Consider the following 15,244-nt stretch of genomic DNA (forward strand, 5'->3'; position numbering starts at 1 on the left):
TGATTTCCGCTATGGGCGGACGCTTTCCGCGGGCACATTGTAAGCCGCAACCCTCGCTGTCGCGCGGATTGTTGCGTCTTACGTTTTGTGCGTTCCCCCAGGAGTCGCCGCCCTCCGCTCCAATCAACTGAATGTCTTGGTAAATATATTCTATTTAATGACCACGAAGAGAGTAAATCCCAAAAGCTAGGGCTATATCGCCTATAGTTACAGTCTTGTTTTATATAAAATAAATATAGATGACTACTACCGTTGATTTCCGCTATGGGCGGACGCTTTCCGCGGGCACATTGTAAGCCGCAACCCTCGCTGTCGCGCGGATTGTTGCGTCTTACGTTTTGTGCGTTCCCGCAGGAGTCGCCGCCCTCCGCTCAAATCAACTGAATGCCTTGGTAAATATATTCTATTTAATGACCACGAAGAGGATAAACCCCAAAAGCTAGGGCTATATCGCCTATAGTTACAGTCTTGTTTTATATAAAATAAATATAGATGACTACTACCGTTGATTTCCGCTCCAATCAACTGAACACGTTAGTAAATCCACAAAAAAGGCGTATGACATTAACGATTGTCAAACGCCCTTTTTGTTCGATTAATAATGTAATGTATAGGCTGCTGCTGACACAAAGAAACTTGAATTTGTGGGTACATTGAGGTCATTTCCTGGGAAAATGTTTTTAAAATTAGCGGGTTATGCTTTATAGCACCACCATTACAATAAAAGTGAAATGGCTCGCCTTGATAGCCAATTTTCTTTAGTACCGCACAAGCGAGAAGCACTAACTCATGAGCAGCCTGTATAGAAATATGAGTAGCACAAGCATCTTTCTTAGCAACTGCATCGGCTAAAAATGCACCCATTTTTGCTAATTGTGCATTCGTATAAGATGGGCGAAATAGCCATGCGGCTAGCTCCGTGACATCTTGAATACGTAAATAGTTATAGACGGCATCTTTTAATATCGTCGCCTCTCCTCGTCCATCCTCCATGCGAAAAATGGCTCGTAGAACTTCCTGCCCTAGCCAATAGCCACTACCTTCATCGCCTGCACGATGGCCCCAGCCACCAGAACGTGCGATATGGATACCATCGAATGCATATGCAATTGCACCAGTTCCAGCTATGAGTAGTGCGCCTGCTTGTCCAGCAGTGACACCTAATAAGGTAGCTTCAGCATCATTTTCGATAATAAGCGTCTGGATATGTAGCTGTGCCGCTGTAATTGCATCATGGACAATTTCCGTAACATTTTTATGATCATTGGGTGAATCAATCCCGGCCATAGCAAACGTGGCGACAGCGATTTTTGAGTTAGCTTGCGCTTGTAAAAATACACGAGCTTTTGCTAATAATGTTCGTAATATATTCGTAGCAGGCTCCACTCCTATAGCCTGGTAATTGGATCCTCCTAAAGATGTTGTATATTGTATTTCACCTGACTCGGCATGTACGATTGCACATGCCGTTTTAGTTGCACCACCATCAATAATTAACAGCCATTCATTCATTGATCCCATTCCTCTATAAACGAAATTAATTGCTTTTCCGCCTCCGTAATGGCGGATTCCTTTTGCTGAACCCATTCAAATAGGGTGTCTGCCTTTACCTTTGCTCGTTCAATTGATGCTCGCATTGTTTCAGGCGAAGGACCACCTAATAATGTTCGTACACTTACAAAAAACTCGGGTTTTAAGGTGTGATAGAAATCATCTTCAGAGATAATTAAAGGTTTGCCAGTAACCAACTTGGATTGTGTATTAGCTAGCCCCCATGTCAGACTAGCGAGCGATTCTTCACCGTGAGCAAGCAATACTTTAATGCACTTACTGACGATACTATGGGCTTGGCGGAATGAAATATCTTCGGAGCGGACTAATGTATCAGCGAGTTCTGTTACATTTGCAAAACTGTTTTCCGCGCGGTTTCGGAGCTTCTTCTTGTTTACATCCATTGTGACAACGAGTGAGCCAAATAATTTGTAAATACCTATTAATCGATCTATAGCTCGCCATAAATATGGTTGCATATCGTCCTCTGTGTCTACGATATCACCAAACGGTGTATTATGTACCATTTGTAGAACTGTACTAGCGTCTCCGACTACTGCAGATAGTAATGAGCGTGTATGTTCAATGGACACAGGGTTACGTTTTTGCGGCATAATCGAGCTAATTTGAACGTATGGGCTAGCTAGTGTAAATGCGTTAAATTCCTGTGTAGCCCATAATAAAAAGTCCTGAGATGTACGACCGAGGTTAAGGGCGGCAAGCTGTACAATACTTGCTGCTTCAGAGATATAGTCAGCACCAGCAACCGCATCCCAGGCATTTTCGATAATTTCATCGAAAGCTAATAAGTCTCGCATGCGCTCACGGCTAATGTTAAAGCCTGTAGTCGTTAAGGCAGCTGCTCCCATGCTACTACGATTAACTGTTTGATAGCAATGCTGCATGCGCTCAAAATCTCGATCGAGTTGATCGATTACGGCTTTTAAATAATGTGCAAAAGTGGTTGGTTGTGCTTGTTGCGTATGTGTATAACCAATCATAATTGTATCGATATGTTCCTCAGCTGAAGCAATTAAATCACCACGTAATTTAAGTAATTCCCCCATAAGCATTAATAACTTCTTGCGCAATGTCATTCGGTAAATAGCGATACCCATATCATTACGACTTCTACCAATATGGAGATTTCCAGCAACGTCACCAGCAAGTTCTATTAGTTTATTTTCAATGCGGAAAAATAAATCCTCGTATTGCGGGCTATAATCTTCTATTCGATAATAGTTCAAGTCTAGTTTTTTTAGCGCCATAGCAATTTGTTTCGCTTCTTCTTTTTTTACTAGTCCTTGTTCTTCTAACATTTTTAAGTGAGCAATATTAATTTGAAGCATAATCGTTAAAAAGTTTTTCTTCGCTTCGTCATAAGCTGGTTGCAAAACAATTTTCCGATAAATATTTGAAGGGAAAGTCATTCCATCCTCCTGCTGGATTTTGTTGCGGAAATCTTCAAACATATGAATGGCCTCCTATAGGATGACAGTTAGATGGCTGTGCCAGCACTGCCCTTTGATAGCTTTTCGGAAATAATGAGCACAATTAATATTAAGAAAATCTGTAAAACGCCATAAGCACATGCAGTTCCAAATTTAAAGGCATATAATTTTTGAAATATAGCAACAGAAAGCGGGATTGTAGAAGTACTGTAAATAAGAATAGAGGCTACGAACTCACCTAAACTTTGAACAAGTGCTAGCAGAGTTCCAGCTAATATTCCCGAAAAAGTAAGCGGTAGTACGATACGTCTAAACGTATACCACCAATTTGCACCTAGACTTCGCGATGCCTCCTCGATAGACTGATCTAATTGTACGAGGGAAGCTGATGTGGAACGAAAAACGAGTGGTAAATGTCTAATAAAATAAGCTAATGGTAAAATCCAAAATGTACCGATAAGTACTTGGTTAAAGGCGAAAATATTTTCAGTACTAAAGGCGGCAATTAAATTGACAGCAACTACAGTCCCAGGCAATGCCCAAGGAACCATAATTAAAATATCAAGCAATGTTTTACCTTTAAAATTTAGGCGAACCATCGCATAGGCAGCTGCAACCCCGAAAATTACATTACCGAACGTTGCGACGATGCCCATTTGTATAGAGTTCCAAATAGGTCTCCATGTTCGTTCGTCAGTAAATAGCGCTATATAATGGTCGAGTGTGTAGTCGGTGGGGAGAATTTGAGTTTTCCATGCACCATCTACTGAAAAGGAAATTAAAATAAGCACTAATATTGGTAAAATTAAAATAAGCGTACCGCCAAAGGAAGCAATTGTAGCAATCATTTTCATCCATTTTGAGGATACTTCAGAGCGATGAACGCTAATTCCTTTACTCAAATTTTGATAGTTTCTCCGATTTTGGTACCAGCGCATAATGATTAAAAATGAAATGGACACAAAAGATAAAATCATTGATTGTGTAGCGGCCATCCCCAAATTACCATTTGTTCGTGATAAGTATATTTGCATGGTCATTGTTCGTTCTACACCAAACATTAACGGCGCAGTATAGGATGCCATAGATATCATAAATACAAGTAATGCAGATGCAATGATAGAAGGTGTTAGCATCGGTAATATAACCTTTGTCCATACACGAATACGCCCTGCGCCTAAACTAGTTGCAGCTTCCTCTAATGATGGATCCAATCCTTTAATAGCAGCCGAAGCGGTTAAATAGAAGTATGTGTACATCGTAAATGTATGTACAACGATTACACCCCATATGCCTTTTAAAGAAAAGGGTACTTGTTGTAGTCCAAAAAAATGTTGAATCGCACGTGGGAAAATTCCACTCTCTCCGTAAAGAAAAGTAAATGAAAGTACGCCAACAAGCGGTGGAAGAGCCATTGGCACTAATACTAAAATGGATAGTATCCGTCTCCCAGGGAAATTATAGCGTTCCAATAAAAAGGCCATTGTAACGCCAACAATTGCACAGCAAATAACACTAATAATAGATATATATAAACTAGTCCAGAGCGCCTCGAGATTCGCAGGGCTAGCGAGACTAAAAAACTTTTGATAATGAGTAAGTGCATTATCCTCTGAAAAGCTCTGAAGAAACGTTTGATAGAAAGGGTAAATCACATAGGCAAACAACACTAAAAACAATGGTGATATTAATATATAAACAAACCATTTCGATTGTGTTAGCCGTGTCCAAGCATTATTTTGATAAGATTGTACAGGTGGTTTTTCCATATGGTATGCCTCCTATTCTCCTAAAAAATAAAGTGATTCACGAGCTATATTTAATGTAATGTCTTCGCCAATATTTTTTAACTGAGCGTTTGTATTAATTATCATGACTTTCAACGAGAAATCGATGAAATCGACAATATAATTCACGCTTATTCCTGTAAATTCAACAAAAGAAATGGTTCCTGTTAATGTGTTTTCTCCAGGACCTTGATTGACGGTCTCTGGACGAATCGAAATAAACACATTGTCTCCAATCATATGCGTTAAATTAGGGGAGCTGTGTTGCTTTCGCCCAGTTAGCACAAGTCCGCTCTTCGTTTTTACTTGTATTTCATCATCATGAATAGCCATTGTTGTCGCTTCAATTAAATTGGTTTCCCCAATAAAATCAGCGACGAAGCGGTTTAATGGACGATTATAAATCTCCTGAGGTGTGCCAATTTGTTTCACATATCCATTATCCATCACCATAATGCGGTCCGACATAGCCATCGCTTCCATTTGATCGTGCGTTACGTAAATTGTTGTGACGCCTAACTCCGATTGAATTCTTTTGATTTCAATGCGCGTTTCCTCTCGTAATTTCGCGTCTAAATTCGACAAAGGCTCATCAAGTAATAAAATATCGGGCTCAATGACAAGTGCTCTGGCCAATGCCACGCGTTGCTGCTGACCGCCAGATAATTCATTAATTTTTCTATTTCCGTATTGTGTAAGATGCACGAGTCCTCTAATTCGATCGACTTTTTGTTTTATCTCAAATTTTGAGAACTTTCGTACTTGTAAACCAAAGGCAATATTTTCGTCTACAGTCATATGCGGAAAAAGGGCGTAATTTTGAAATACCATACCGATATTTCGTTTGTTTGGCTGAAGCAATGTCACATCACGATCATCGAAATAAATTTTCCCTTCAGTAGGGTAATAAAATCCTGCAATCATTCGTAATGTGGTCGTTTTCCCGCAGCCACTAGGTCCGAGGAAAGTAAAAAATTCACCTGTTTTAATATCGAGATTTAAATCTTTCACACCATGTACTTTCCCAAATTGCTTAGAGACATTTTCGATTTTGACATTTTTCAAATGAAATGCTCCTTTCTATTTTGAAAAGATGGGAATGCTATTGCATTCACTTTCCGCACATAAAAATCTAAGTAGAATACTTATTAGCCTGTAATTGATACAATTCTGAAAAATATCCTTTTTCATTCAATAACTCTTGCATTGAACCTTCTTCAATTATTTGCCCATGTTGAAATACAATGATTCGATCAACCATTTTTAAAGCAGATAATTTATGCGTGATTAATAATAATGTTTTTGTTGCTGAAAGGTCAGTTAATGTTTCAATCATATGGTGCTCACTCCTTGCATCGAGAGCTGCTGAAGGCTCATCTAAAATGAGAAATGCTGCATTTCGGAAGTAAGCTCTTGCAATTGCTACCTTCTGCCATTCACCGCCTGACAGTTCTGTTCCGTTATCAAAATTTTTACTTAAAATTTGCTCATACCCTTGCTCGAAACTTGCAACTAAATCATTAAGAGAGCACTGTTCAGACACGCTAGCTAACCTTTCATAATCACTAGTACTTTCCGTATGACTAATCATTATATTTTCTTTAAAAGTTAACTGATAACGGGAAAAGTCTTGAAACACAATACCGATTATTTGACGATAAGAATCAATATTATATTCTGTAATATCAATGCCGTTTAATTCGATTATTCCTTCGGTTGGCTCATATAATCTTGTAATCAGCTTAACAATCGTGGATTTCCCAGCACCATTTTCGCCGACAAGTGCGATTCTTTCTCCCATGTTTATAGAAAAATTGATGTGATGAAGTATAAATTTAGAAGAATTGGGGTATTTAAAAGATACATTTTTAAAAACTAATGTAAAATTACTTTTTTCTAAGGACAAAATCTCTTTGCCTGATTTTATATCTGATTGAAACGATGTGAATTTAAAATATTTTTCCATATAAATTAATGTGTCATATAGTAAGCTCGAATTTTCGATAAAACCCGCCAAACTTTGCCGTGCAAGTAAAACAGAAGAAGAGAAAATTAGTATATCTCCTGCAGTAAATGAGTTATTAAGTACACCAGTGATCACCCACCAAAAGCTTAAACCAATCGCGACCATGCCAATTCCGACAAATATTATTGAATAGATAGCTTGTTTATATCTGATTTTTTTTACTTCTGTATGAATTTTATTGAACGTCACCATATATTTATTAATAAAAAAGGCGGCCGTGTTATATATTTTCACTTCTTTGATGTGTTCTTTCGAAAGCATTACGGAGCTATAATATTGCATCTTTCTAGCTTCTTGACTATTCATTACAAGGGTTTCAAATGCTTCTTTTTGTAATTTATATGTAACGATAGCCTGTGGAACTATGGCAACAAAAATAATGAAAGCAATCAAAATATTAAAGTTCGTCAATAGCACCAACATAGAAATGCCAGTTATGACACTACTAATCATGCCAGAAGTAAAAACGATGAGGTTTACTGGCCTCCATGCAGCTTCTTGCTCAAGTATTTGTATATCATCATAAAATTCTGGATTTTCGAAGTAATATAGTCCCTTTATATCCGAAGATTTTTCCATTAAGGATTTATTTAAATCGGCAATTAATTTATCAGTCATTAAACCTTGAAAGGTCATTTCAATAGGACCTAATATAGCATTCATAAATGATACTATTATCCAAGATATTACAAAGAATATGATTATAGAATAAACGATAGTGTCGGTAGTAGAAATGGCATCAATTAAACCTTTTGAAAACCAAATAGTAAGAGAGGGTAGTATTGCTTGAAATGGAATTATAATTAACAAAACAATAGAATAAAACTTTGAAGCTCCCCAAAAAAGAGGGAAGGTTTTTAGGGTAAGTTTGAAATAAGAGTAGATTGTATTCATGATTCTTCACCTAATTATATAGTCTATATTTTACTTATATTCCTATTTAATTTAGCGTAAGTGTATTAATCAATTGGCAACGGACTGCAAAGAAATAAGGACGAGTTTTTTAGGCAACCTAAATGAAATGTGCCTCATTTAACAAAGGGTGTAAAAAGTTGAAAATCTCGAGATAAAATAAAAAATCCCCTTTAAGAAATTATAAAAAATAATGTAATATTTACATTTATAAGTTCTAAAAGAGGATATTAAATTACTTAGTTTTAAATCCAATGCTTAGGATTCATAAAATTCATTGCTATAAACCACTATATGAAATCCTCCTTTATTTAGGGTTAAATTATAATTATTATAAACTGAATAATCAGAAATAACAAATTATTATAAAATTAGACAAGGTCAAAAATTTTTAGCAAACTTCCGTTTACTAAAATAAATTATAGTGTAATACTGCTGTTGATTTACGTTGCGTGTGGACGCTTTCCGCGGGCACACTGTAAGCCGCAACCCTCGCTAACGCACGGTTTGTTGCGTCTTACATTCTGTGCTGTTCCCGCGAGAGTCACCGCTCGCCACTCCAATCTACTGAATAGGTAAGGAATTGTTTGAGAAGTGTTTGAGTGCCTGGCACTATTTTTTTCCTCTACTTATTCCCTCTACCTTTAATATTCGTATCCCAGTGCTCCATCCATTCTGCTTCTTTTTCCGACATTAGTTGCCAATCAATATCAAATGTTTTTAAGTCTAATTCTTGGTACCATTCTGGCATTGTCGCCTGATCGATGTCGGAGCGTGTTGGAATTTGGTAGTAATCATTCGCTAATTTCGTCACCATTTCCTTTTCAAATAAAAACTCTACGAACAATTTTGCATTCTCCAAGTTTTTAGCATTGTTAACAACGGCAACACCATCAACTAAAATTGGTGCACCGCTCTTCGGATAAATGTAATCGAACGGATAATCAGTTGTATATTTCTTTAATAAAATATCTTGCAAATTCCATAAGGAAACACTGCCTTCTTGACGTGTGAGCTTCAAATAAAGTGCATTTGGGTCTTGTGTATATTCTTTCGTGTTGGCATCTAATTTTAATAGCCAATCGTAGCCCTTATCAGGTGTAGTGGCATCTTGACGAACAATCATTGAGGAATAAATAGTACGCATTGTTCCCGAAGCTAATACACCACGAATTAAAATTTGATCTTTCCACTTTGGATCTAATAAATCATCCCAATCTTGCGGGCCAGTTTCTTTTGTTAATAAGTCACTATTAATCATGATGACTTCAGGTAATAACATTTCACCGAACCAGCGACCATCTTGATCTTTATAGTTTGCATCAATCGTCCCGATAAAGCTCGGTTGCCAAGCATGTAGTAAATCTTCGTTAGCACCAACCATTAATGCAGATTGTGTACCACCCCACCAGAAATCTGCCTGAGGATTTGCTTTTTCACCGCGTAGACGCTCTAATATTTGCTGAGCACCCATTGTTAAAAATTCCACTTCAATGTCCGGGTACCTCTCATTAAACTGATCGATTACGCCTTGCACCATTTCCTCATCACGTCCTGTGTAAATGACCAGTTTGCCAGATGGAGTTGTACTTTCATCTGCTTTTTCTGAATCAGATGCTTTGTCACCGTTTGTGGCATCTTTTGACGAATTTTTATCATCAGTGTTGCTACAAGCAGCTAAAACGATAAGCATCAGCACAAGAAAAAATCCGAAAATACGTGTTTTTTTCATAATCATCTTCCCCTTCCTTTAGTGAGTTGCTTACATAGTGCAGTATAATACTTAAATAAAGTATTAATGTTAGAATAATTAAAATATTCTAACGTTATTATTATCATAATCCAAAAAAATGACGATTATCAACGATATATATGAAAAATAAAAACTCCTTAAAAATGGCTAAACCCATTTTTAAGGAGCTGTTATTTTTCGGTTAGCAAGCATATTAGGCAGCAACATGCCTAGTATAACGAGAATTATGCCTACAACTTGTAATAAAGTGAGTGATTCGTGCAATACAATAACGGAAACAGTTACAGCAACAGGTAGTTCGATGGCGCTTAATATAGACGCCAGTGCACCACCAACCTTTGGTACTGCAATTGAAAATAAATAAATCGGTAAGATAATACCGAAAAGTCCAAGTGCTAGTCCGAATTTCCATAGCCCTTCAGTGAACAATTTGCCGTTCCATGCAATTTCAGGGTTTAAGAAAATACTGATCATAATAAGTGCAACAAAGGAAACAATTAGAACTCTTGATGTTGTTGTAATCCCTTCCACGGGGCGAGAGTTAAATTGGATAAAGCATGCAAAGGTAAATGCAGCAGCAAACCCAAATAGCCAGCCTTGTATTGCAATGCCACTTAAATCGACATTCAGTACACCAGCTGCCAAAATAGTACCAGCAAATAAAACGATTATCGAAATTACTTCTGGTCTACTTGGTAGTCGTTTATGGAATATGCAGTCTAACAATAAACCAATCCATGTAAATTGAAAGAGCATGACGACGGCAAGAGATGCAGGTAAGTATTTTAATGATTCCCCGTAGACAATACCAGTAATGCCTGTGAAAATCCCTGCACTGACTAAAATAAGCAAGCCATTCTTTGAAAGTTTCGGTAGTTGTCTTTGCGTTATGATAAAGATTGTTGCGACTAGCATAAAGCCAATAATATATTGGCTTGATACTGCCTCTGATGTTGTAAAGCCATGCTGCATAGCTACTTTGACAATTGTTGATAAAATGCCATAGCTACTAGAAGCGATGACTATCAATAGAGGGTAAATTAAATTTGTTTTCATGCTTATTTATTCCACATCCTAAATCTGTTTCACCATATGATGAAAGGGTTCGTCTATGATGGACCATGGTTCAGTAATGACAAAGCCCATACGTTCATATAAGCGACGAGCATCTTCTTTCTGTGTTTCTACATTTAATGATAACTTTGTAAATCCTCGATTTTGCGTTTGCTCGATAGCGAATTGAATTAACATTGTACCGATTCCTTTACCACGAGCCTCTGGCGAAACACAAACTGTATCGATATAGTATTCATCTTCATGAGCCTCTTTATCGATGGTAATAGAAGGGGCATTTTTCTCTTCAAGCCATTTTACGAGATTAGCATCCATTTGAATTGCCTGTGCACCATTGTAGTAAACAAGTGTGCCTAATATTTGTTCACCTTCAACCGCCACAAAAGTATTTAAATAAGAGTGTCTGTTATCTTCACGTTTGAAGAGCACTGTCAGTTCCTGTTCAACTTTTGAAGCTGTTTGTTCACCTGTTAAACGGTTGGCAATATCACCAATCGCATCAATAATTAGTGGAATAACGGCATAAGCATCCTGAGGTTGCGCTTGTCGAATTGTTATACTCATTGTCAAAATCCCTACCTTTCTATAGGCAAGTATAACAAAGATAGATGATGTCTCAAGCTTTTGAAATATTCACTACTTTACTTTTTTAGAATAAGTATAGAGACTATTACGGTTCGTTTAATATTAGAGGACTAATGCTGTTGATTCTTTTTGTGCAGTTGCTTTCTTTGAGGACCTCCTTAGGATGACCATTTTATTAAGCGATATGAATAAAAATTGTTCAACGAAATTTGGCGATTAAGGTCGAAAAAAACCGTGTGTGCTAATACTTTTATTATTTTTCCGAAAGTTTAAAACTTTATAGAAAATCAACTTTCATGTTAATCTATAATGAATAGATTTTCGGGGGGACAACAATGACAAAGGAAGATAAGGATTTTATTTTAGTCTACGGAGATGCTTTTATTGACTATATTGCTGATGATGTAACGAATACATCTTTTACTAAATATATGGGTGGCGCAACGGTAAATGTAGCTGCTGGCATTAGCCGTATTGGTGCTCCGTCTGCACTAATTACGATTACTGGAGATGACGAAGGTTCGCAATTTGTTCGAGATGGTCTTGCACAAGAAGGTGTGAACCTTGACTTTGCGGTATTTGACCCTGTAAAACGGGTAAGTGGCGTTTACGTGCATTTAACTGAAGCTTGCGAGCGAATTTTCAAAGATTATGTCGATGAGACGCCAGATTTACAAGTTGATGCTACTCAATTAGATGATGCTGCCTTTAAACATGCTTCTGCATTAATTGTGTGCTCAGGTACAATGTTTCATCCAACTGCTTTAGCAACTACGAGAGCTGCTGTCGAAAAGGCAAAGGAAAAAGGTGCAATTATCGCAATGGATGCCAATATTCGCCCATTACGTTGGAGCAGTGAAGAAGTTTGTAGGGAGACCATTACTTCATTTTTTGAGAATGTAGATATTTTGAAAGTAACTGATGATGAATTATTTTTCTTAACAGAGACAACTAATTTAGAAGATGGGATTGATCAGTTAAACAGTTACTTAGTACCGATTATTTTAGTAACAGTTGGTGAAGAGGGCACATATGCCGTATTAAATGGGGAAGTTATCCATGTACCAACTGAAAAGGTTGTCCCAGTAGACACTACGGGTGCAGGAGATGCATTTATGGCCGGTGTATTACGCGATGTCCATTACAACGGTTTACCGACAACTGTAGAAGAGCTAGTACGCTGTGTGAGCTTTGGCAATCGATTAGGTGCCCTTGCGGCAACGAAGGCAGGAGCACTAACCGCGCTACCTTATTATGATGATATCAAACATTTATTAGAGAAATAAAAGTTCGGAGCGTGCATGATGGAAAAAAACTATGATGTGTTAGTAAAAGATCGATTATTTTTTGGTGGTGCGCAAGATGCAGATGCTGCTTATGTAAATGAGCAGGTAGATGTTGTAATTGATGTTCGAGTGAATGGATTAACAGCACAAGAACAGCAAGCAGCACACTATAACTATAACCATATGCCTATCGCTGATGAAGAAGCAGAAGTAGCTCATTCTATTGACAAAGTAGCGAAAGAAATAGTCTCTGCATATGAATCAGGGCAGAAGGTTTATTTCCACTGTGGTAGTGGCGGTGGACGAGCTGGAGTAGCAGCGACTGCTGTGTTAATGGAACTCGGCTTAGTAAATTCGCTAGAGTCAGCAGAATCAACCGTTAAAAAAGCACGCTCACAAGTATTAATTCGTCCAAATATGGCAACTGCTTTAAAGAAGTTGTACGAAAAGTAATGCTATTAATAACATGTTACCTCGGTATGTAAATAAGTCTTTATGAAACAATTCTATATGAAGTACGTAGCCTGCCATGTCCTTTGGTGGGCTTTTTTAAATTTATGGAAACGAGTATGGACAGTTTCTTGGCGTTGCCTAGCACATACTATGCAGCAGCTATACAAGGTGGTTTTTGAAGAAAATGTGTTCTCCTACAGGAACAGCACGAGTAAAAGGTTGCGCCGTGACTGCTAAAAGGAGAGCGACTTGAAGGGAACTAAATACCTTGTTATGATTTAGCTTTTGAATTTTGTTCTATACATATTAGAACAAAGTTGTTATAGTAAAGTTAGAACAAAAAGGCGAGGTGTTTTAAATGGAAGAGTTAGCAAAAATCCCTTGGGCGGTTATAGCGCCAATAATCGGAGTACAAATTATTTTAATGATTATTGCTTTATTTGATCTTCGAAAAATCCATGCAACGAATGGACCGAAAATTTTATGGGTATTTATTATATTATTTATTAATCTACTTGGACCTGTTGCGTATTTTATCGTTGGGAGAAAACAATCATGACAACATTACTACAAGTAACGGGTTTGACGAAGCGTTTTGCCGAAAAAACAGTAGTGGATGCAATTGATTTTACATTAGAAGAACACACGTCCACAGCATTAATTGGACCAAATGGTGCAGGGAAGACAACGACCTTATCGATGTTAACAGGCTTATTAAAGCCATCTTTAGGTAGCGTTAAAATGTTGGGTGGAGATTTACGAACAAATATTGGGTTTTTACCTCAATATCCGCAGTTTCAGCCTTGGCTAAGTGCGCTAGAGTTTACTGAAATGGCCGCAAAGTTAAGCGGTGTACCTGCTAAAAAGGCGAGGATAGAGGCTCAAAAAACATTAGAATTTGTAGGCTTAGGAAGTGATCTTCATAAAAAAATTGCAACGTTTTCAGGTGGGATGAAGCAACGTCTTGGTATTTCCCAGGCAATTGTTCATAAGCCTAAATTACTGCTGTTAGATGAACCTGTATCTGCTTTAGATCCTGTTGGACGTAGAGAAGTACTTGATTTATTGAAAGGTTTACAGCAGGAGACGACAATTTTGTATTCAACACATATTTTAAATGATGCTGAGGAAATGACTGACCAATTATTATTTTTGCGGAATGGTCAACTTGTAGAACAGGGAACATTACGAGAAGTGCGCCAACGTTTTGATGAGCCAGCTTATGTCGTAGAATTTAGCACGGTGGAAGAAGCGCAGCATTTTATTAGTCACTCTACATTTAAGTGTACAGTTAACGGTTGCTATGTTTACGTCGACATTCAAGATGAAGAACCGAGCATGCAACAAGTACTTGAACGCCTTACTGCTTATCCATATTTAGTGCGAAACGTAGCACGTCAAACGGCGTCGCTAGAGGATATTTTCATGAAGGTGGCGAAAAGAGCATGAATGGATTTAACGTACTACTTCAAAAAGAATTTCGTGACGCGTGGCGCAGTAGAAAGTTTTTATGGATTCCGCTTGTTTTCGCACTTTTAGGTATGAGTGAACCACTAACCAATTATTATATAAAGGATATTCTAGAGGCTGTTGGCAATATGCCTGAAGGTTTTGAAATGTTGATGCCAGAATTAGTACCTGCAGATCTAATATTAGCTACAATTAGTCAGTTTCAATTAATTGGGTTACTCGTGCTTATGGCTTCTTTTGTAGGATCTGTTAGTAAGGAACGCTCAAATGGTTTGGCTACCTTATTGTATGTACGACCTATTTCATTTGGAGCATTTTTTATAAGTAAGTTTTTAGTTGTCAGTACAGTAGGCTTTGTAAGTATAGTAGCAGGATTTACGGCAAGTGTTTATTATACGGTTGTGTTGTATGGAACATTTGAGGTAGGGACTCTTTTAGCAAGTATTTTTACGTATTTTATATGGGTGTTATTTGTTTTAGCAGTAACACTCATGATGAGTGCGATGTTTAAAACAGTAGTTGCAACAACATGCGCATTTATTTTAATTTTTGTAGGCCAAATTATTGATGGGCTTGTAGGTACATTTTGGACAATTTCACCGTGGAAGTTACCGCTATATGGTGTTCAACTAATACGTGAGACAATGGAGATGTCTGATTATTGGTGGAGCCTAGTTATTACTGTAGTTCTTATATGTGTTTGTATTACTATCGGCGTTTTTTCAATGAAGAAAAACGCTTCAATGGCTAAAATATAACAAGAAAAATCCACTTAGACTTCTGCGGCTTACCCTGTGCCTGCGGAAAGCGAAGTGGATTTTTCCGCAAAAGGAAGCCGATATATGCATAAGAGCGACATACAGAACCACCCTTATATGTGTCCAAATGGCACAGCT

Annotated in this window: 13 protein-coding genes; 5 read left to right on the forward strand and 8 right to left on the reverse strand. The window is 37.6% G+C overall.

Annotation, left to right across the window (positions count from 1 at the left end):
* Nucleotides 1–564: 564 nt before the first annotated feature.
* The 8 genes from ACIQXJ_RS22415 to ACIQXJ_RS22450 form a co-directional block, all read right to left on the reverse strand.
* Complete coding sequence (locus tag ACIQXJ_RS22415; RefSeq protein WP_403057995.1) at nucleotides 565–1,512, reverse strand: N-acetylglucosamine kinase; 948 nt, start codon at nucleotides 1,510–1,512, stop codon at nucleotides 565–567.
* Nucleotides 1,509–3,023, reverse strand: a complete 1,515-nt coding sequence (gene argH, locus ACIQXJ_RS22420; protein WP_403057992.1) for an argininosuccinate lyase — start codon at nucleotides 3,021–3,023, stop codon at nucleotides 1,509–1,511. Before argH ends, ACIQXJ_RS22415 begins: the two co-directional genes overlap by 4 nt.
* A gap of 26 nt (nucleotides 3,024–3,049) precedes the next feature.
* Nucleotides 3,050–4,771 carry an ABC transporter permease gene (locus tag ACIQXJ_RS22425; protein WP_403057989.1) on the reverse strand — a complete coding sequence of 574 codons (1,722 nt, stop codon included), beginning with the start codon at nucleotides 4,769–4,771 and terminating at the stop codon, nucleotides 3,050–3,052.
* A gap of 12 nt (nucleotides 4,772–4,783) precedes the next feature.
* Nucleotides 4,784–5,854 carry an ABC transporter ATP-binding protein gene (locus ACIQXJ_RS22430; protein ID WP_403057986.1) on the reverse strand — a complete coding sequence of 357 codons (1,071 nt, stop codon included), beginning with the start codon at nucleotides 5,852–5,854 and terminating at the stop codon, nucleotides 4,784–4,786.
* Nucleotides 5,855–5,921: 67 nt separating this feature from the next.
* Complete coding sequence (locus tag ACIQXJ_RS22435; RefSeq protein WP_403057983.1) at nucleotides 5,922–7,709, reverse strand: ABC transporter ATP-binding protein; 1,788 nt, start codon at nucleotides 7,707–7,709, stop codon at nucleotides 5,922–5,924.
* Between the two features lie 643 nt (nucleotides 7,710–8,352).
* On the reverse strand, nucleotides 8,353–9,459 hold the full coding sequence (locus ACIQXJ_RS22440; protein WP_403057980.1) for an extracellular solute-binding protein: 1,107 nt from the start codon (nucleotides 9,457–9,459) through the stop codon (nucleotides 8,353–8,355).
* 180 nt (nucleotides 9,460–9,639) lie between these two features.
* Nucleotides 9,640–10,536, reverse strand: a complete 897-nt coding sequence (locus ACIQXJ_RS22445) for an EamA family transporter (RefSeq protein ID WP_403057977.1) — start codon at nucleotides 10,534–10,536, stop codon at nucleotides 9,640–9,642.
* A gap of 18 nt (nucleotides 10,537–10,554) precedes the next feature.
* The gene (locus tag ACIQXJ_RS22450; RefSeq protein ID WP_403057974.1) at nucleotides 10,555–11,118 is read right to left on the reverse strand and encodes a GNAT family N-acetyltransferase; all 564 of its coding nucleotides are present in this window, start codon (nucleotides 11,116–11,118) and stop codon (nucleotides 10,555–10,557) included.
* A gap of 356 nt (nucleotides 11,119–11,474) precedes the next feature.
* Between ACIQXJ_RS22450 and ACIQXJ_RS22455 the strand changes: the two genes are divergently transcribed.
* From ACIQXJ_RS22455 to ACIQXJ_RS22475, 5 genes are all read left to right on the forward strand, one after another.
* Nucleotides 11,475–12,425, forward strand: coding sequence for a carbohydrate kinase family protein (locus ACIQXJ_RS22455; protein WP_403057971.1), 951 nt, complete (start codon nucleotides 11,475–11,477; stop codon nucleotides 12,423–12,425).
* Between the two features lie 18 nt (nucleotides 12,426–12,443).
* Nucleotides 12,444–12,878 carry a protein-tyrosine phosphatase family protein gene (locus ACIQXJ_RS22460; protein WP_403057968.1) on the forward strand — a complete coding sequence of 145 codons (435 nt, stop codon included), beginning with the start codon at nucleotides 12,444–12,446 and terminating at the stop codon, nucleotides 12,876–12,878.
* Between the two features lie 358 nt (nucleotides 12,879–13,236).
* Nucleotides 13,237–13,437, forward strand: a complete 201-nt coding sequence (locus tag ACIQXJ_RS22465) for a PLDc N-terminal domain-containing protein (RefSeq protein ID WP_403057965.1) — start codon at nucleotides 13,237–13,239, stop codon at nucleotides 13,435–13,437.
* A complete protein-coding gene (locus tag ACIQXJ_RS22470) occupies nucleotides 13,434–14,327 on the forward strand; it encodes an ABC transporter ATP-binding protein (RefSeq protein WP_403057962.1) in 894 nt (297 codons plus the stop codon). Before ACIQXJ_RS22465 ends, ACIQXJ_RS22470 begins: the two co-directional genes overlap by 4 nt.
* On the forward strand, nucleotides 14,324–15,106 hold the full coding sequence (locus tag ACIQXJ_RS22475; protein ID WP_403057959.1) for an ABC transporter permease: 783 nt from the start codon (nucleotides 14,324–14,326) through the stop codon (nucleotides 15,104–15,106). The genes ACIQXJ_RS22470 and ACIQXJ_RS22475 overlap by 4 nt, the downstream gene beginning before the upstream one ends.
* Nucleotides 15,107–15,244 lie beyond the last annotated feature (138 nt).

This window comes from Lysinibacillus sp. NPDC097868 (genome assembly GCF_044761135.1).
Lineage (GTDB): Bacteria > Bacillota > Bacilli > Bacillales_A > Planococcaceae > Lysinibacillus.

Coding starts and splice junctions, on each gene's coding strand:
- ACIQXJ_RS22415 (WP_403057995.1), bottom strand. CDS start 1,512: ATGAATGAATGGCTGTTAATTATTGATGGTGGTGCAACTAAAACGGCA.
- argH (WP_403057992.1), bottom strand. CDS start 3,023: ATGTTTGAAGATTTCCGCAACAAAATCCAGCAGGAGGATGGAATGACT.
- ACIQXJ_RS22425 (WP_403057989.1), bottom strand. CDS start 4,771: ATGGAAAAACCACCTGTACAATCTTATCAAAATAATGCTTGGACACGG.
- ACIQXJ_RS22435 (WP_403057983.1), bottom strand. CDS start 7,709: ATGAATACAATCTACTCTTATTTCAAACTTACCCTAAAAACCTTCCCT.
- ACIQXJ_RS22440 (WP_403057980.1), bottom strand. CDS start 9,459: ATGAAAAAAACACGTATTTTCGGATTTTTTCTTGTGCTGATGCTTATC.
- ACIQXJ_RS22445 (WP_403057977.1), bottom strand. CDS start 10,536: ATGAAAACAAATTTAATTTACCCTCTATTGATAGTCATCGCTTCTAGT.
- ACIQXJ_RS22450 (WP_403057974.1), bottom strand. CDS start 11,118: ATGAGTATAACAATTCGACAAGCGCAACCTCAGGATGCTTATGCCGTT.
- ACIQXJ_RS22455 (WP_403057971.1), top strand. CDS start 11,475: ATGACAAAGGAAGATAAGGATTTTATTTTAGTCTACGGAGATGCTTTT.
- ACIQXJ_RS22460 (WP_403057968.1), top strand. CDS start 12,444: ATGGAAAAAAACTATGATGTGTTAGTAAAAGATCGATTATTTTTTGGT.
- ACIQXJ_RS22465 (WP_403057965.1), top strand. CDS start 13,237: ATGGAAGAGTTAGCAAAAATCCCTTGGGCGGTTATAGCGCCAATAATC.
- ACIQXJ_RS22470 (WP_403057962.1), top strand. CDS start 13,434: ATGACAACATTACTACAAGTAACGGGTTTGACGAAGCGTTTTGCCGAA.
- ACIQXJ_RS22475 (WP_403057959.1), top strand. CDS start 14,324: ATGAATGGATTTAACGTACTACTTCAAAAAGAATTTCGTGACGCGTGG.